This is a genomic window from Lysobacter sp. BMK333-48F3, assembly GCF_019733395.1.
Classification (GTDB): domain Bacteria; phylum Pseudomonadota; class Gammaproteobacteria; order Xanthomonadales; family Xanthomonadaceae; genus Lysobacter.
Map to the genome: position 1 here is coordinate 1,258,451 of NZ_JAIHOO010000001.1, position 16,741 is coordinate 1,275,191.

Consider the following 16,741-nt stretch of genomic DNA (forward strand, 5'->3'; position numbering starts at 1 on the left):
TCGCGAGCCGGCCGCCGGGACGCGTCAGTGCTGGCTGCGCGGCGGACGCGCGACCAGCGACTTGAGCTTGCGGCCGATGCGGCCGAGCAACGAGGGCTTGCCCTCGGCCGACGCGGCCGCAGCGGCGGGCGCCGGCTTGGCGGCCGGCTTCGCAGCCGCGGCCGGGGCCGGGCGGGTCGCGCCGGTCGGTGCGGCAGCGGCAGGAGCGGCGGCGCCCTCGGCGCCTTCGATGCGGCGACCGCCGCGACGGCGGCGGCGCTTGCGCGGCGCGCGCTCGCCTTCGACGGCCGGCGCGGCGGCGGGCGCGGCGCCTTCCGCACGCGGGGCGCGCGGCGGACGCGGCGCGGCGGCTTCGCCGCCCGCGGCAACGGCGGCGGCGGGAGCGCCGTCTTCGCTGCGCGGACGCTCGCGGCGCGGCGCACCGTCGCGACGGCCTTCGCTGCGGCCGCCGCGGCCCGAGCCGGAGCCCGAACCGCCGCTGCGGCTGCGGCCGCCGCCGCGGCGCTGTTCGTCGGCGGCGCGCTGCTCGCGCGCCTCCTTGAAGATCGCGCCGATGCTCTCGTTGTCCTCGTCGGACTCGCCTTCCGCGCCGGCGGGGAGCGCGCGCGGCGCGCGCGGCAGCGCGACCAGCATTTCCGGCGTCACGTGCTCGCCCGGGATCTTCTGCTCGATGTAGGCCTCGATGTCGGGCAGCGAGATGCCGTAGCGCTCGCAGGCGAAGCTGATCGCATCGCCCTCGGCGCCCAGGCGCGCGGTGCGGCCGATGCGGTGGACGTAGTCCTCGGCATCGAACGGCAGGTCGTAGTTGTAGACGTGGCTGACGCCGTCGATGTGCAGGCCGCGCGCGGCCACGTCGGTGGCGACCAGGATCTCCAGCTGGCCGGCCTGGAACTTGCGCAGCAACGACTCGCGCTTCTTCTGCGGCACGTCGCCGGACAGCACGCCGACGCGGTAGCCGGCCTTCTCCAGGCTGCGCGCGACGCGCTCGACGAACGCCTTGGTGTTGACGAACACCATCGTGCGCGCGCCTTCGCTGCGCGACAGCAAACCCAGCAGCAGCGGGATCTTCTCTTCGTCGGCCGGGTAGTAGATCTTCTGGCGGACGCGCGCGGCGGTGACGGTCTCGGCTTCGACGACGAGCTTTTCCGGCTCGTTCATGTGCTCGTAGGCCAGCTCCAGCACGCGGTGGCTGAGGGTGGCCGAGAACAGCAGGGTCTGGCGGGTGGTGCGTTCGGGCATGCGCCGCAGCAGGAAGCGGATGTCCTTGATGAAGCCCAGGTCGAACATCCGGTCGGCTTCGTCGAGCACGCACATCTCGCAGGCGTGCAGCGACACCACCTTGTGCTGCTTGACGTAGTCGATCAGCCGGCCCGGGGTGGCGATGATGATGTCGGCGCCCTTCTGCAGCAGCTCGCGCTGCTTGTCGTAGTCGACGCCGCCGTAGACCAGGGCGAACTTCAGGCCCAGGTCGGAGCCGAACTTGACCGCGTCCTTGTGGATCTGGATCGCCAGTTCGCGGGTCGGGGCCAGGATCAGCGCGCGCGGGTCTTCCGGCTTGCGCTCGGCCAGGGCCGGGCGGGTCAGCAGGCGGTTCATCACCGCGACCAGGAAGGCCAGGGTCTTGCCGGTGCCGGTCTGGGCCTGGCCGGCGACGTCGCGCCCGGTCAGGGCGATCGGCAGGGTCAGCGCCTGGATCGGCGTGCAGCGCGAGAATCCGGCGGCCTCCAGCCCGGCCAGCAGGCTCGGGTGCAGATCGAACGAGGAAAACGTTACATCGGTTAAAGGCTTGTCGCTCATGCGTTTCAGAAGTCCGCGCCGTTCGGGCGCCGTAGGTTGTCGCTTGCGTGGGTGGCGTCGGCGAAGCAGACTGCCGGGGCCGAGCCGGCGCCCGAGTCTGGACTCCGCGGCGGGCTCGATGAGGCCGTGGCGCAGCCCTTGAAGGTGCCGCGAAACGCCCCAGTTTAACGTAAGCCCTCACCCGGCATGGCCTTCCGGGTGTTCCATTCAAGATTCATCTGTACCGTACGGTCCAGTATCCCGCAGGAGACCCCCGTGAGCGAAAAAATTCTGCATGTCGGCGATTCCGACTTCGACGCCGCCGTGCTGCAGTCGTCCGAACCCGTCCTGGTCGATTTCTGGGCCGAATGGTGCGGTCCGTGCAAGATGATCGCTCCGACCCTGGACGAGCTGGCCACGGCCTACGAAGGCAAGATCAAGATCGCCAAGGTCAACGTCGACCACAACCGCACCACGGCGATGAAGTACCACGTGCGCTCGATCCCGATGCTGCTGTTGTTCAAGGACGGCCAGGTCCAGGCGACCCAGGTCGGCGCGGTCGGCAAGGCCCAGCTCAGCCAGATGATCGACAAGGCGCTCTGACGCGCCCCCGTCTCGCGCCCGCCACGCCGCGGGCGCGGGACGCTCCGGGCCTTGCCCGGCAACGTGAACGGCATCGCTCGGGAAGCTTGCCGCCACGCAGCGGCAGTGCTAGTTTCGCAGTACCCGGCGTCGGACTCCGCGTCCCCGCGCCGCACCCCGTCTGACATACCCATCTATCCACCTACGTCCCTGACGTCCCGCTCGCCTCTACGCGAGCGCTCGCCGCTTAGCGAGGAACCTCCGCTTGTCCGATAAGACCCCCGACGCTGGCGATACCGCCGAAAAGCGCGTGCGCAAGCCGCGCGCCAGCAAAGCCGCCGAAGCCGCTCCGGCCGTGGTCGGCGACGCCTTCGCCGTGGCGGGTCAGCACCTTGAGCAGGGCGAAGATCACGTCCTGCTTGCGCGCGCGGGCGACGCCGTCGGCGGCGACGACTACGGCGACAACGGCAACGGCGAGAACTTCGTTCCGCGACCGCAACAACCGCGGCAACCGCCGCGATCGCGGCGGTTGCCGCGGTTGTTGTCGAAGCCGCCGTCGCGCTGGCCCTGGGCCTGCTGCGATTGCGGGTTGCCGCCGCCTTCGTTGCCCTGCTGCGGCGCGGCGCTCTCGGCGCCGGAAGCGGCGCCCAAGCCCGCCCCGGCCCCCAGCGCCAGCGAGTCCGCACCGGCCGCCGCTTCCGGCGCCGAGAGCGCCGCGCCGCAGCAGGGCAACGAAGGCGGCGGCAACCCGCAATCGCAGCAGGCCCAGGGCCAGCGCGACGGCGGCTTCGACAACAACCGCGGCAACCGCCGCGACCGCTTCCGCAACCGCCGCGATCGCGACCGCGACCGCAACAACCGCCCGCAGCAGCGCGGCGGCGGCGGCGGCGACGACTACGGCGACAACGGCAACGGCGAGAACTTCGTTCCGCGACCGCACCCGCAGGTGCCGGAAGGCTTCCCGCAGTACTCGCTGGGCGACCTCAAGCGCATGCCCGCGCCGCGCCTGCTGGAGATCGCCGAGCAGCTGAGCATCACCGACGGCGTCGCCCGCGCGCGCAAGCAGGACGTGATCTTCGCCCTGCTCAAGGTGCTGACCCGCCACGGCGAAGGCGTCGCCGCCGACGGCGTGCTGGAAATCCTGCCCGACGGCTTCGGCTTCCTGCGCGCCGCCGAGGCCAGCTACCTGGCCGGCCCGGACGACACCTACATCTCGCCCAGCCAGATCCGCCGCTTCAACCTGCGCACCGGCGACCACCTGTCCGGCCGCATCCGCTTCCCCAAGGACGGCGAACGCTACTTCGCCCTCTCGGTCGTCGACAGCATCAACGGCGAACCGCTGGAAGCGTCCAAGAACAAGGTCCTGTTCGAGAACCTGACCCCGCTGTTCCCGCGGCGCAAGTTCAAGCTCGAGCGCGGCGACGGCTCGACCGAAGACATCACCGGCCGCATCCTCGACCTGATGGCGCCGCAGGGCAAAGGCCAGCGCGCGCTGATCGTCTCGCCGCCCAAGGCCGGCAAGACCATGCTGATGCAGCAGGTCGCCACCGCGATCACCCACAACCATCCCGACGTGCACCTGATCGTGCTGCTGGTCGACGAGCGTCCGGAAGAAGTGACCGAAATGCAGCGCACCGTGCGCGGCGAAGTGGTCTCTTCGACCTTCGACGAACCGGCCGCGCGCCACGTCCAGGTCGCCGAGATGGTGATCGAGCGCGCCAAGCGCCTGGTCGAACACAAGAAGGACGTGGTGATCCTGCTCGACTCGATCACCCGCCTGGCCCGCGCCTACAACAACGTGGTGCCGTCCTCGGGCAAGGTCCTCACCGGCGGCGTCGACGCCAACGCCCTGCACCGTCCGAAGCGCTTCTTCGGCGCCGCGCGCAACGTCGAGGAAGGCGGCTCGCTGACCATCATCGCCACCGCGCTGATCGACACCGGCTCGAAGATGGACGAGGTGATCTACGAAGAGTTCAAGGGCACCGGCAACAGCGAAGTGCACCTGGACCGCCGCATCGCCGAGAAGCGCGTCTACCCGGCGATCAACATCAACCGTTCGGGCACCCGCCGCGAAGACCTGCTGATCGAGCCGGAGCTGCTGCAGAAGATCTGGATCCTGCGCAAGCTGCTGCACGGCATGGACGAGATCGGCGCGATGGAGTTCCTGCTCGACAAGATGAAGAACACCAAGTCCAACGACGAGTTCTTCAGCTCGATGAAGCGCTGAGCGCGCCGCATCGCAGCGAAACGAAAACGCCCCGCATCGCGGGGCGTTTTTCGTTTGCGCCTCAGAGGGCAGGAGCGGCGCGAGCCGCGACCGCCCCCCTTCCAACCGCGTCTTTGTCCTGCGCCCTGTAGGAGCGGCGTCCCACAGGGATTTCCTTCGGTCACAAGCCGCGACCACGGGACGCGCAGAAGATCCAAGGCCGACGCCATCGATCGAAGGCCAAGGCCATCGCCTGTGGGAGCGGCGTAAGCCGCGACCACGTTCTGACAGTCTCGCGGCGTCTGCGTTCGAAGGCTTCAAAAGCTCCAAAACTCAAAAGCAAAGCCTCCGCCCGCAAGCGGCCGGGTCACTTTCTTTGTCCAAGACCCCTGTAGGAGCGGCGCAAGCCGCGACCGCGCTGCTGCGATCTCGCGCTGTTTGTCGTTCGAAGGCTTCAAGAGCCTCAAAGCTAAAAGCTCCAAAGCAAAGCTTCCGTCCGCAAGCGGACGGGTCACTTTCTTTGTCCAAGGCGACAAAGTCCCACGGGATTTCCTTCGGTCAAAAGTAACCAAAGAAAACGCCATAACTGTTTCGAATCAAAAGCCACTATGGGACGAGGCTCGCGCGGGGCTGCTCCGCACAGGCCATCCATGGCCTGGCTGCGCACGGCCCGCATCCCTGCGGGCCGCCCTCCGGGGCTTCAGGACGTTCTCGCGAGTTCGTGGCGGCGCCAAGCTCTTCACGGCAACGGCAACGGCAACGGCAACGGCCGGCGTGGCGCCGTTGCTTTGGGGTAAGGGCGGCGCCCCACAAGGGTTTGCTTCGGTCACAAGCCGCAACCGCGACACCGCGACGTCCGGCGCGGCTTGGGCCGCGCCGGACGCTGATCGCGCTTTACAAGCCGCTTTACAAGCCGCGGCCGCCGGCCAGTTGGGCCTGCGGGTTCTGCGTCTCCGCCGTCGCCATCTGCCGCGCGACCAGCTGGCTGCTGGCTTCCACGCTCTGGTGGGTGGCCGAGGACACGTCGATCGCGACCATCCGCCGGCTCGGCGACTGCGGATCGCCCTGCACCGCGAACAGGCGGCTGCCGTCCTTGCTCGCCACTAGGTGGTCGATCTGGCTCAGTCCGCCGTCGCGCATCGCCGGAATCAGCGCCGCGGCGAGGTTCTTCTGCTGCTGCTCGCCGAGCTTGCCCAGATCGCGGTTGAGCTCGCCGCCCTGGACCTTGCCGAGCAGGTCCTTGTACAGGCCGTTCATCGCGTGCGCGCCGCTGCTGAGGATGCCGGCCATGCGCAGGCCTTCGTCGAACGCGCCGCCGAGGCGGTTGCCGTTGTGGTTGGCGGTTTCGCGCATTTCCGGCGGCAGCAGGTAGGTGCCGCGCTCGCGTTGGCCGTCGCGGTCGCCGAGGTAGCGCTTGACGTCCTTGAGCTCGAGATCGAAGAACTCCTTGGACGAATTCTTCGCCGCCTGCGCCAACAGCATCTGCTGCTGCGCGCTGAGCTTCTCCAGCCCCTGGCCCGAAGCCAGCGCGTCGACCAGCGACTCGGGCTGCACCTTCTGCTTGAGGAAGGACAGGAAGCGCTCGCGCGTCTGCGGGTTCTCGCCCATGCCGTCGAGGATCCGGGTCGCGGTCGACAAGGCGTTGCCGGCGTCGGTCGGCATGCCCTCGATCTGGCGCATCACCGCGCTGATCGCGCGCTTGGGCTCCATGCCCTGGGCGAACGGGAAGCGCTCGCGGAACTCGTCCCAGCGCGGCGCCAGCAAGGCCTCGCGGGCGCGCTTGATCAGCTCGAACGCGCCGGCGGCGAAAGCCACGATGGCCATCCCGACCGGAGCGATGCCGATCAGGCTGCCGACCAGGCCGGCGTTGCGCGCGCCGAGCAGCACCGCGGTGTTGCCGACGCTGCCGGCGAGCTTGAAGCCGCCGCTGAGCATGTCGAAGGCGGCGTCGACGCGCTGGTCGGTGTCGAGCGGACGGCCGCTGACCGGATCGCGGCCGTTGAACACGCGGCCGGCGTTCTGGCCCAGGTCGCGCACGTCGTGGCCGACGTCCTTGATCGCGGTATAGCGCTCGAGGATCTTCGCCGCCTGGCGCTCGCGCCCGGTGCGGTTGGCGAACTCCATCAGCGCGCTCATCGCCGCGGCGTCGATCGGCTTGCCGGACGCGCGCGCGGCGGTGCCGGCCTGGATCGCGCCGTCGATCGCATCGAGCGTGTCGGCGACGTCGCCGTGGCCGCCGCTGCGGGCGAGCTGGCGCAGTTCGTGCAGCGGCGCGTCGACCGGCGCCTGCGGCTCGGCATCGCGTTGCGCCGACCAGCGCTTGGCGTAGCCGACCACCGATTGCTGCAAGTCCGCCGGCACGTCCAGCGCATAGCCGTGGAACGGCGGCGAGACGCGGCCGTCGGCGCGGGTTTCGCCCGGATGCAGTTTCCAGGTCAATGCGGCCTGGGCCAGCGCGCCGCCGTGGCCGCCGACCTCGGCCACGGTCGCTTCCAAGGTATCTTCATCGACTACCTGGCCGTTGCGCTGCAAAGCGTCGGCGACGACCGCGCGCAGCACGCTGTCGCGCGACCACTCGTCGTCGGCCGGCAACAACACGGTGTAGTCCTGGACGCGCTCCTGCGCGTTGCCCTGGCCGGCGTAGCGCCGCAGGGCCGCAGTGGTGGTTTGGTCCCGGTTCCCCGCCGAGATCGAATCGACTGCTGCATTCATTGCACTGCCTCCTTGTCCCCGTTACGAAGTCGTCATGACCCCCCTGTCGCGCCGGCGGCACGGCCGCGGGCGGACCCGCATGATGCCCCCGTCCCGCCGCCGGGGCAATTCGCTACCGAATGGTGACAGCCGAAAACGCGCCCTATGCCCGGTTTCGCGCGGGTTTTCCGCCCTCGGCGACGCCCGGGGAGCGGATGAACGGGCGACACCGCATCCTTGCGCGGCCCGCGGCGGACGCGAAAACGCTCGTAGCGGCGGCCTGACGACGCGGTCCGCAGGCCGGGCCCGCGCCGCCGCCGCGGCTCAGCCCTGCGCCGGCCGCGAGGCCGCCGCAACCGGCACGGCCGCGACGAGCGCATCGCGGCCCGCCGCCTGCGCGGCGGCGCGGCCATCGCCGGGCAGACCATCGACCAGGGTCGGAGCGCAGGCGCTGCACAGCAGCGCCAGCAGTACGAGCAGCAATCCCTTCATGCACAACCTCCTTGTGGACGACGACGGAAACAACGGATCGACGCCGGTGCGGACCGGTTTCGGAAGCGGCCGGCCTGGCGTCCGTCATTGTCCGCCCAGCCCGTCGCGCAGGCCGCGACGCGGCCGATGCGGCGAGCGCCGGATGCGGGGTTTGCGCCGGCGCGCACGCGCAGCGGCGACCGACGTCGCGGCCGCACGCTGGAGGACGCCTGTTGCAGCGCGCCTGTTGGAGCGCGCCAGTTGGAGCACGCCTGTCGCAGCGCCCCCCTTGCAGCGCGCCGGCCAGAGCGCGCATGCGGGAGTGCGCGGTTGAAATCGCTGCTCCCGGCATCCATAGCAAAGCGCCGGCGTCATCCGCCGGCGCGACACTGCGTTCACTCGCACGATGCCGCGCCGCAACGCCGCAGCCCGGCGCATCGCGTCATAATCCCAGCCGGAGGTGCTCATGCACGGTGGCGGTCTCGAACTCGCGTTGTTGTTCTTGCTGGCCGCGGTCGTGGCGGTGCCGGTATTCCGCAAATTCGGCCTCGGCGCGGTGCTGGGCTACCTGGCCGCGGGCGTGGTGCTGGGGCCGTACGGGGTCAAGGTGATCCGCGACGCCGAGCCGGTGCTCGCCGCCTCGGAAATCGGCGTGGTCATGATGCTGTTCGTGATCGGCCTGGAACTGTCGCCGGCGCGGCTGCGGGTGATGCGCAAGCCGGTGTTCGGCGCCGGCGGCCTGCAGGTGCTGCTCAGCGGCATCGCCCTGGGCGCGCTGGCACTGTTCGGCGCGCCGCTGGCCGACGTGCCGGTGGGCTGGAAGGCGGCGACGGTGATCGGCCTGGGCCTGGCGCTGTCCTCGACCGCGGTTTGCCTGCAGTTGCTGTCCGAACGCAAGGGCCTGGCCACCGATTACGGCCGGCTCGCGTTCGCGATCCTGCTGTTCCAGGACCTGGCCGCGATCCCGTTGCTGGCGGCGATTCCGCTGCTGGGCAAGGCCGCCGCGGTGGAAGGCCTGAACTGGATGGCGGTGGCCAAGGCGCTGGGCGCGATCGCAGCGGTGGTGTTCGGCGGCCGGGTGCTGCTGCGCCAGGTGTTCCGCGTCGTCGCCCGCACCCGCATGCCCGAGGTGTTCACCGGCGCGGCGCTGCTGACCGTCCTGGGATCGGCCTGGCTCATGCAGATCGCCGGGCTGTCGGCCGGCCTGGGCGCGTTCCTGGCCGGCGTGCTGCTGGCCGATTCGGAGTTCCGCCACGAGCTGGAATCGCAGATCGAGCCGTTCAAGGGCCTGCTGCTGGGCCTGTTCTTCATGGCCGTGGGCATGAGCATCGACCTGCAGCGGGTGCTGGCCGAGCCGGTCACCATCGCCACGATCGTGTTCGCCCTGCTGTCGGTGAAATTCATCCTGCTGTTCGGGGTCGGCATCAGCGCCGGCGGCCTGGACAAGCGCGGCGCGTTCCAGCTCGCCACGGTGATGTCGCTGGGCGGCGAGTTCGCCTTCATCGTGTTCAACGAAGCGGTCAAGGCGCGGCTGCTCGACGACCCGACCCGCGACCGCCTGATCGCCGCGGTCGGCGTGTCGATGGCGCTGACCCCGCTGCTGATGATCGCCGCCCAGCGCATGCTCGACGCGGCGCCGGCGGCGAAGGAAAAGCGCCCCTACGACGAGATTCCCGACCACCACCCGCAGGTGCTGCTGGCCGGCATGGGCCGCTTCGGCCAGATCATCGCCCGCCTGCTGGTCGCCCATCGCACGCCGTTCATCGCGATCGAGAACAGCGCCGACCAGGTCGACTTCATGCGTCGCTTCGGCACCATGATCTATTACGGCGACCCGGCCCGGCCGGAGCTGCTGCGCTCGGCCGGCGCGGCCCAGGTCAAGGTGTTCGTGATCGCGATCGACGACCGCGAATCCGGCATCCGCACCGTGCGCACGATCCGCCGCCTGTATCCCAAGGCCAAGGTGTTCGCCCGCGCGCGCGACCGGCGCCATGCCTGGGAGCTGATGGACCTGGGCGCCGAGCCGATGCGCGAGACGTTCTTTTCCAGCCTCAAGCTGGGCGAGGACGTGCTGGTCGAGCTCGGCGTCGCGCCCGACGTCGCGCGCGACCACGTCGAGCGCTTCCGCGAGCTCGACGAGCGCATGCTCAACGCCCAGTACCTTGTCCACGACGACGAGGACGCGATCCTGCAGACCGCGCGCGATGCGCGCAAGGAACTGGAAGAGCTGTTCGACGCCGACCGCGGCGAGGGCCTGCTGGCCAACATGGTCGAGAAGCACACGTCGGTCGGGCCGGAGAATTCGACCCGGCATTGAGGCCGCGGCCGCGAACGCCGGCCTCCTGTAGGAGCGGCGTCCCACGGGGATTTCCTGCGGTCATGAGCCGCGACCAACCGCAGCGATGTACGAAAGCGCCGTAGCCGAAGCTCGGTAAGACGGCGCTTCTGATTGAAGGCGTGGAAACCACGGCTTCGGCGAGATACGTGGTATCTCACCGCTTCGTTTGTCGCGGCTCACGCCGCTCCTACACAAGAGCTCACGCCGCTTTACGGGGCTGCAGTCAGTGCCCCGGGCCGCGCAGGAACCTGGCCATCGACATGTCGCGGCCGTTGCCGTTGCTCGGCGCGGGCGGGGCGAATTCGGCGGCGATGTCGACGAAGCCGCGCATCACCGCGATCTCGCGCGGGGTGCGGTTGAGCGCGTCGCGCAAGTCCGGGTTGGCGCCGTGGCGCAGCAGGCGCTGGACCACCCGCAGCAGGCCGTGCAGCGCGGCCAGGTGCAGCGGACCGAAACCGCGCGGATCCTGCACGTCGAGTGAGGCGTCGTGGTCGAGCAGCAGCTCCAGGCCGGCGATCAGCACGTCCTCGTCGGCGGCGGTGCCCGGCTCGGCGCGCGCGCCGAGCAGCAACAGCAGCGGCGTCGCGCCGGCCGCGGACTGGTCGGCGTCGACGCCGGCCAGCAGCAAGGTGTCGAACAAGGCCACCAGGCGGCTGCGCTCGCGCGCGGTGAAGCCGTACATCGCCGCGCAATGCAGGGCCATGCGGCCCTGGGCGTCGCGCGCATGGACGTCGGCGCCGGCGGCGAGCAGGCGCGCGGCCAGGTCGGTCAGGCCCAGCGCGCAGGCCACCATCAACACGGTCAGGTCGCCCGGCAGGCGCTGCTCCAGCGACGCGCCGGCCGCGACCAGGCGGTCGACGATCTCGCCGTGGCGCATGCTGACCGCCGCCGACAGCGGGGTCGCGCCGGAATTGGCCGCGCGTTGCGGATCGGCGCCGCGCGCCAGCAGCAGGTCGACCACCGCGCGATGGCCGCCGCCGGCGGCGCGCAGCAAGGCGGTGCAGCCCTGGCTGTCGGGGGCGTCGACCGCCAGGCCCAGATCCAACAGGCGGCGCACCGCGTCGGCGTCGCCGACGATCGCCGCGGCCGGTACGTCGGCCTCGTGCAGGGCGCGCCGCGGCAGCGGCCAGCCGCGCCAATCCAGCCAGTCGGCCAGGTCGCGCCGGCCCGAGGCCAGGGCCACGCCGAGCGGGGTCTGGCCGTCGGCGGCGAGCAGGTCGGGCGCGGCGCCCTGCGCCACCAGGCGCTTGAGCATCGCCTCGCGGCCCAGCGCCGCGGCCAGGTGCAGCGCGCTCATGCCGTGGCTGTCGCGGGTATTGAGGTCGACGCCGGCGGCGAGCAGGCGTTCGAGCAGGCGGCTCCAGCCCAGGCGCACCGCGATCGCCAGCGGCGGATCGCCGGCCGGGGTCGGGGCGAACGCGTCGGCGCCGCGCTCGAGCAGGTCGAGGGCGAACTGTTCCAGGCCGCGGGTGGCCTGGTCGCCGGCCGAGCAGGTGCCGAGGAAGCGGCCCAGGCCGCCGCGGCCGGCCGGCGAAACGCCGTGGCGCAGCAGCGCCTGCAGCGCCGGCAAGGCTTCGACGCCGCGGCCGAGCAGAGCGAACAGCACGGTGTCGCCGTGTTCGTCGCGCACCGTCGGGTCGGCGCCCTGCGCCAACAGCCACTCGATCCGCTGCGCGGTCGGCACCGCGCCTTCGTCTTCGAACAACTGCGCGCCCAGTTCGATCGGGCTGAGCAGCTTGGCCAGCCCGGTCAGGTCGGCTTCGTGGCCGTCGCGCAGGCCGTCGCGCAGCAGCGCCGCCGGCATCCGGTCGACGATCACCCGCTCGCCCTCGCCGACCTCGCCGTCGCCCTCGCCGCTGACCGCGGCCGGCAACGGATAGGCGCGATCGAGCGCGGCGACCAGCGACCAGCGCCCGGCCTCGGCGGCGCGGTCGACCGCGCGCTTGCCGTGGCGGTCGCGCAGTTCCGCGTCCAGGCCGAGATCGAGCAGGCGCACCACCAGCGGCGCCGAGGCGGTCTCGGCCTGGCAGGCCAGGATCAGCGCGCTGGCGCCGTCGGCGTCGACCGCCGCGGCCTCGGCGGCGCCGCCCTGCGGCAGGTGTTCGAGCAGCCGCTCCAGCACCGCCGGGCGGCCGCCGCGGGCGGCTTCCAGCAGCGGCGTGCGCTGTTGCAGGTCGATCGCGCGCGCATCGGCGCCGGCGGCGAGCAAAGCGGTGACGATGTCCAGATGGCCGGCGAACGCGGCCACGTGCAGGGCGCTGCGGCGCTGCGCGTCGCGCGCGTCGATGCGCGCCTTGTGCTTGAGCAGCAACTGCACGCCGGCCGGATCGTCCTCGTCGGCGCCGGCGGCGGCGAGCAGGGCGGGCGTGCCGCCGGGCTGTTCGGCCTTGGCGCCGCGTTCGAGCAGGAACTTGGCCAGGCGCCAGTTGCCGCTAGCGCAGGCCACCCCGAGCGGGGTCAGGCCGTCGTCGTTGACAGGGTCCAGTTCGGCCTGGGCGTCGAACAGCAGCGCGGCGACGCCCGGGTCGGAGCTGCGCGCGGCATGGTGCAGCGGAGTATTGCCTTCGTGATCGGCCAGGCGCGGATCGGCGCCGTTGGCGAGCAGGGTCATGACCGCGTCGGGGCGGCCGTGCCAGCTGTCGCGGGTCGCGGCCAGCAAGGGCGTGGTGCCCACGGCGACGGCGTTGAGGTCGACGCCCTTGGCGATCAGCGCGCGCAACAGGCGCAGGTCCGGCAGCACCGCCGCCAGCACCGGCAGGCTGCGACGGTCGCGGTCGTCGGCGGCCGGCAACGCGCGCACGTCGGCGCCCAGTTCGATCAGTTCCAGCGCGCGCTCGACCTTGCCGCCGCGCGCGGCGGCGTACAGCGCCGGCTCGAGCTCTTCGTCGAGCGCGGCGGCGGCGTCGGTCGCCGCGGCGCTGTCGAGTTCGGGCACGAATTCCACGCCGGGCAGGGCCTCGGCCGCGGGGATGCGCTGCAGCCACAGGTGCAGGGCCGGCGAGACCAGCGCCAGGGCGATGGCCAGGCCCCAGCGCAGGCCGGCGGAGACGATCAGCCCCGGCCAGGCCAGCACCAGCACCAGCCCGACCAGGCCGGCGACGATCGCCGCCACGCCCAGGCCGCGCCAGGCGCCCAGATCGAGATCGGCCAGCCGGGCCCAGGCCGGCGCCAGCGGCGCGCCGTCGCGTTCGACCTCCTGGTACAGCGGCCACAGCCGCCACAGGCCGAGCAGGATCAGGCCGGCGACCGCGCTCAGGCCGAGCGCGGCCAGCAGCGAACCGGTCTGCAGCAGGGCGCTCAGCGGCCAGGCCACCAATGCGGCGGCGGCGACGGTCGCCCCGCCCCACAGCGCCGACAGGGCCAGCAGTTCCGGCTTCCAGCGCGGCGCGGCGTCGCGCCGGCCCCACAGCCGGGCGGCGATCGCGAACGCGGGTTGGGCCAGCGCGCCGCCGAGCAGGGCGATCAGCGCGCCGCCGAGGCCGCCGCCGAAGCCGGTGGCCAGGGCCAGCACCAGGCCGGCGCCGGCGGCGATGCCCAGGTCGCGGGAGGCGCTGCGCGCGGTCCGGGGCTCAGGCATCGGGCGCGACCGCACTGGCCAGGGTCGGCGGGAACTGGATGTGGAAACCTCGCGACTGCAGGTGCTCGCGCACGGTCGCCGCATCGGCGCGGGCCAGCTTGCGCTGCGCGCTCAACTCGACTTCGAGCACGAATTGCAGCGAGCCCAACTGCTCGCGCACCGGGTCGGGCAGGCGCGCGAAGTCGTCGCGCGCGCTCAGGAACACGTAGGTGTCTGCCTTGCGGAGACTTTTATAAACGTAGGCTTGCATGAAGGCGGGCGGTACGGCCGGGGGACGGGTGTTTCTGCGCCGCAGGGTGGGCTACAGCATACCCGCCCGTCCGTGCCGCGCGTACTTCCGCGTTCAGCGCCGGGCGCAGGCCGGGATGGTAGGCCGACCGCAGGCGCCGTGGCGGCGGACCGGCGTCCGGCGAGTCGCCCGTGCATCGTCCCAGCCGTTCCGCGATCCGTCGCCCCGTCGGCCTGCTGCTGTCGTTCCCGTGCAGGCGGGCCGCACTTTGCTTCGGCGTAGCCGGATAGCCAGGGCTTTACCCAAGCATGGCGCTGAAGTCTCTGGATGCCCGCCTGCGCGGGCATGACGGGCTGGGAGAGACGCTGCGCAACCGACCTACCGCCGTTCCCGCGGTTGGAAGATCGCGACCGCCCTCAGTGATACCCCGCGTCCGCCGCGATCTTGCCGCGGAACACCCGGTACGACCAATACGTGTAGCCCAGGATCGCCGGCAGCAGCACCACCAGGCCGGCCAGCACGAAGCCCTGCGAGGACGGCGGCGAGGCCGCGTCCCACAGCGACAGCCCGGGGACGATGTTCGGCCAGATGCCCAGGATCAGGCCGAGGAAGCCGAGCACGAAGAACGCCAGCGCATGCAGGAAGGGATGGCCGTCGCGGCCCTCGCGCATCACCGAACGCCACAGCGCCCAGGCGTTGGCGATCACCAGCAGGGGCACCGGGAACAGCCAGAGGAAATTCCCGCCCTCGAACCAGCGCGCCATGATCCGCGAGTCCAGGAACGGCAGCCATGCGCTGACCAGGCCGATGAACACCGCCACCACCAGCACCAGCGGCCGCGCCAGGGTGCGCGCGACCTGCTGCATGCGGCCCTCGGTCTTGAGGATCAGCCAGGTCGAGCCGAGCAGGGCGTAGCCGAACACCACCGCCGCGCCGGTCAGCATCGAGAACGGGCTGAACCAGTCGAACATGCCGCCGACGTACTTGCCTTCCTGCAGCGGCATGCCTTCGACCACGGCGCCGAGGATCACCCCCTGGGCGAAGGCGCACAGCAGCGAGCCCAGCGCGAACGCCGCGCCCCAGGCCGGCTTGGAACGGCGCGCCTTGAAGCGAAATTCGAACGCCACGCCGCGGAACACCAGCGCGATCAGCATCAGCAACACCGGCAGGTACAGCGCCGACAGCACCAGGGCGTAGGCCTTGGGAAACGCCGCCAGCAGGCCGGCGCCGCCGAGCACCAGCCAGGTCTCGTTGCCGTCCCAGATCGGCGCGGCGGTGTTCATCATGTGGTCGAGCTGGCCCTCGTCCTCGGCGAACGGCGCCAGGATCCCCAGGCCGAGCACGAAGCCGTCCAGCAGCACGTACATCAACACGCCGAAGCCGATCACGCCGAACCAGATCACCGGCAGCCAGTAGTCCATCGTCGTACTCCGTCTCGCTATGCGGCGGCGCTCAGGCGCCGGCCTCGCTGGATTCGTCCGGCACCGACAACGGCCGCGCCGGGGTGCGCTCGCCCTGCACCGTGCGCGGCGGCGGTTCGTGCGGATGCGGCCCCTTGGCCACCAACCGGAACAGGTAGCGGATACCGGCGCCGAACACGACCAGGTAGACCACCGCGAACACGATCAGCGAGCTGAGCACGCTCGCCGCCTCGACCGTCGGGCTGACCGCATCGGCGGTGCGCAGCAGGCCGTAGATCACGTAGGGCTGGCGGCCGATCTCGACCACGTACCAGCCGGCAAGCAGGGCGACGAAGCCGCTCAGGCTCAGCCAGCGCCAGCCGTGCAGGGCCAGGCGCGAGGCGTACAGCTTGCCGCGCCACAGCTGCCAGGCCGAGAACAGCGCCACCAGCAGCATCGCCACGCCCAGCCCGACCATGACCCGGAACGCATAGAACACCGGCTTGACCGGCGGCCGCTCGCTGGCCGGCACCGACTTCAGCGGCTGGATCTCGCCGTCCAGGCTGTGGGTCAGGATCAGGCTGCCGAGCTTGGGAATGGCGATCTCGTAGTCGTTGCGTTCCTCGCGCTCGTTCGGCACCGCGAACACCACCAGCGGCACGCCCTCGCCGGCCGGCTTGGCTTCCCAGTGCGCCTCCATCGCCGCGACCTTGATCGGCTGGAATTCGCGCGCCTTCAGCCCGTGCAGATCGCCGACCAGCACCTGCGCCGGCACGGTGATCGCGGCGAACACGGTCGCCGCCTTGAGCATGCGCTTGGCCGCGTCCACGTGCACGCCGCGCAGCAGATAGGACGCGGCCACGCCGCCGATCACGAAGCAGGTGGTGATGAACGCCGCCAGCACCATGTGCGCCAGCCGGTACGGGAACGAGGGGTTGAACACGATCGCCCACCAGTCGGCGGGTTCGAACACGCCGTCGACGATCTTGTAGCCGGTCGGCGTCTGCATCCAGCTGTTCGCCGACAGGATCCAGAACGCCGAGATCAGCGTGCCCAGCGCGACCATGCAGGTGGCGAGGAAATGCATCTTCTCCTCGACCCGGTTCCAGCCGAACAGCATCACCCCGAGGAAGGTCGCCTCCAGGAAGAACGCGGTCAGCACCTCGTAGGACAGCAGCGGGCCGAGGATGTTGCCGGCCTGTTCGCTGAGCACCGCCCAGTTGGTGCCGAACTGGAAGCTCATGACGATGCCGGACACCACGCCCATGCCGAAGGACACGGCGAAGATCTTGGTCCAGAAGAAATACAGGTCGCGCCAACCGGTGTCGCGGGTGCGCAGCCAGCGCCATTCCACGAACGCCAGCCAGCTCGCCAGGCCGATGGTGAAGGCGGGGAACAGGATATGGAACGAGACCACGAAGCCGAACTGGATCCGCGACAGCAACAGGGCGTCCACGCGCTTGCCTCCACG

General features: G+C 71.1%; 10 protein-coding genes and 1 pseudogene. 3 read left to right on the plus strand and 8 right to left on the minus strand.

Going from position 1 to position 16,741, the window contains the following annotated elements:
* Positions 1 to 24: 24 nt before the first annotated feature.
* Entirely contained in the window at positions 25 to 1,797 is a 1,773-nt protein-coding gene (gene rhlB / locus K4L06_RS05275) for an ATP-dependent RNA helicase RhlB (RefSeq protein ID WP_221670404.1), read from the minus strand.
* 255 nt (positions 1,798 to 2,052) lie between these two features.
* Here rhlB and trxA point away from each other — a divergent pair, with 255 nt between their 5' ends.
* Positions 2,053 to 2,379 carry a thioredoxin TrxA gene (gene trxA / locus K4L06_RS05280; protein ID WP_221670405.1) on the plus strand — a complete coding sequence of 109 codons (327 nt, stop codon included), beginning with the start codon at positions 2,053 to 2,055 and terminating at the stop codon, positions 2,377 to 2,379.
* Positions 2,380 to 2,719: 340 nt separating this feature from the next.
* On the opposite strand, the pseudogene K4L06_RS22550 reads toward trxA, so the two are convergent.
* Positions 2,720 to 2,800: pseudogene (locus K4L06_RS22550) on the minus strand (Rho termination factor N-terminal domain-containing protein); the annotation flags it as partial.
* A 162-nt stretch (positions 2,801 to 2,962) separates the two neighbouring features.
* Here K4L06_RS22550 and rho point away from each other — a divergent pair.
* Positions 2,963 to 4,585 carry a transcription termination factor Rho gene (rho, locus tag K4L06_RS05285; protein WP_255595533.1) on the plus strand — a complete coding sequence of 541 codons (1,623 nt, stop codon included), beginning with the start codon at positions 2,963 to 2,965 and terminating at the stop codon, positions 4,583 to 4,585.
* 885 nt (positions 4,586 to 5,470) lie between these two features.
* Here the strand turns inward: rho and K4L06_RS05290 are convergent.
* Together K4L06_RS05290 and K4L06_RS05295 are read right to left on the minus strand one after the other, a co-directional pair.
* Positions 5,471 to 7,276, minus strand: a complete 1,806-nt coding sequence (locus K4L06_RS05290; RefSeq protein WP_221670406.1) for an XVIPCD domain-containing protein — start codon at positions 7,274 to 7,276, stop codon at positions 5,471 to 5,473.
* A 303-nt stretch (positions 7,277 to 7,579) separates the two neighbouring features.
* The gene (locus K4L06_RS05295; RefSeq protein WP_221670407.1) at positions 7,580 to 7,747 is read right to left on the minus strand and encodes a hypothetical protein; all 168 of its coding nucleotides are present in this window, start codon (positions 7,745 to 7,747) and stop codon (positions 7,580 to 7,582) included.
* 445 nt (positions 7,748 to 8,192) lie between these two features.
* On the opposite strand from K4L06_RS05295, the gene K4L06_RS05300 reads away from it, so the two are divergent.
* Complete coding sequence (locus tag K4L06_RS05300; protein WP_221670408.1) at positions 8,193 to 10,043, plus strand: monovalent cation:proton antiporter-2 (CPA2) family protein; 1,851 nt, start codon at positions 8,193 to 8,195, stop codon at positions 10,041 to 10,043.
* A gap of 244 nt (positions 10,044 to 10,287) precedes the next feature.
* Here the strand turns inward: K4L06_RS05300 and K4L06_RS05305 are convergent, their stop codons facing one another.
* The 4 genes from K4L06_RS05305 to K4L06_RS05320 all read right to left on the minus strand — a co-directional run bounded on the left by K4L06_RS05305 (position 10,288) and on the right by K4L06_RS05320 (position 16,726).
* Positions 10,288 to 13,641, minus strand: coding sequence for an ankyrin repeat domain-containing protein (locus K4L06_RS05305; RefSeq protein ID WP_221670409.1), 3,354 nt, complete (start codon positions 13,639 to 13,641; stop codon positions 10,288 to 10,290).
* Entirely contained in the window at positions 13,634 to 13,891 is a 258-nt protein-coding gene (locus K4L06_RS05310; RefSeq protein WP_221670410.1) for a YcgL domain-containing protein, read from the minus strand. The genes K4L06_RS05305 and K4L06_RS05310 overlap by 8 nt, the downstream gene beginning before the upstream one ends.
* A 395-nt stretch (positions 13,892 to 14,286) precedes the next feature.
* Complete coding sequence (gene cydB / locus K4L06_RS05315; protein WP_221670411.1) at positions 14,287 to 15,291, minus strand: cytochrome d ubiquinol oxidase subunit II; 1,005 nt, start codon at positions 15,289 to 15,291, stop codon at positions 14,287 to 14,289.
* A gap of 31 nt (positions 15,292 to 15,322) precedes the next feature.
* On the minus strand, positions 15,323 to 16,726 hold the full coding sequence (locus tag K4L06_RS05320; RefSeq protein ID WP_221670412.1) for a cytochrome ubiquinol oxidase subunit I: 1,404 nt from the start codon (positions 16,724 to 16,726) through the stop codon (positions 15,323 to 15,325).
* Positions 16,727 to 16,741: the final 15 nt, after the last annotated feature.

Excerpts from the sequence above, each read along its gene's own strand:
- rhlB (WP_221670404.1), bottom strand. The coding sequence starts at position 1,797 with ATGAGCGACAAGCCTTTAACCGATGTAACGTTTTCCTCGTTCGATCTG.
- K4L06_RS05290 (WP_221670406.1), bottom strand. The coding sequence starts at position 7,276 with ATGAATGCAGCAGTCGATTCGATCTCGGCGGGGAACCGGGACCAAACC.
- K4L06_RS05295 (WP_221670407.1), bottom strand. The coding sequence starts at position 7,747 with ATGAAGGGATTGCTGCTCGTACTGCTGGCGCTGCTGTGCAGCGCCTGC.
- K4L06_RS05300 (WP_221670408.1), top strand. The coding sequence starts at position 8,193 with ATGCACGGTGGCGGTCTCGAACTCGCGTTGTTGTTCTTGCTGGCCGCG.
- K4L06_RS05305 (WP_221670409.1), bottom strand. The coding sequence starts at position 13,641 with ATGCCTGAGCCCCGGACCGCGCGCAGCGCCTCCCGCGACCTGGGCATC.
- K4L06_RS05310 (WP_221670410.1), bottom strand. The coding sequence starts at position 13,891 with ATGCAAGCCTACGTTTATAAAAGTCTCCGCAAGGCAGACACCTACGTG.
- cydB (WP_221670411.1), bottom strand. The coding sequence starts at position 15,291 with ATGGACTACTGGCTGCCGGTGATCTGGTTCGGCGTGATCGGCTTCGGC.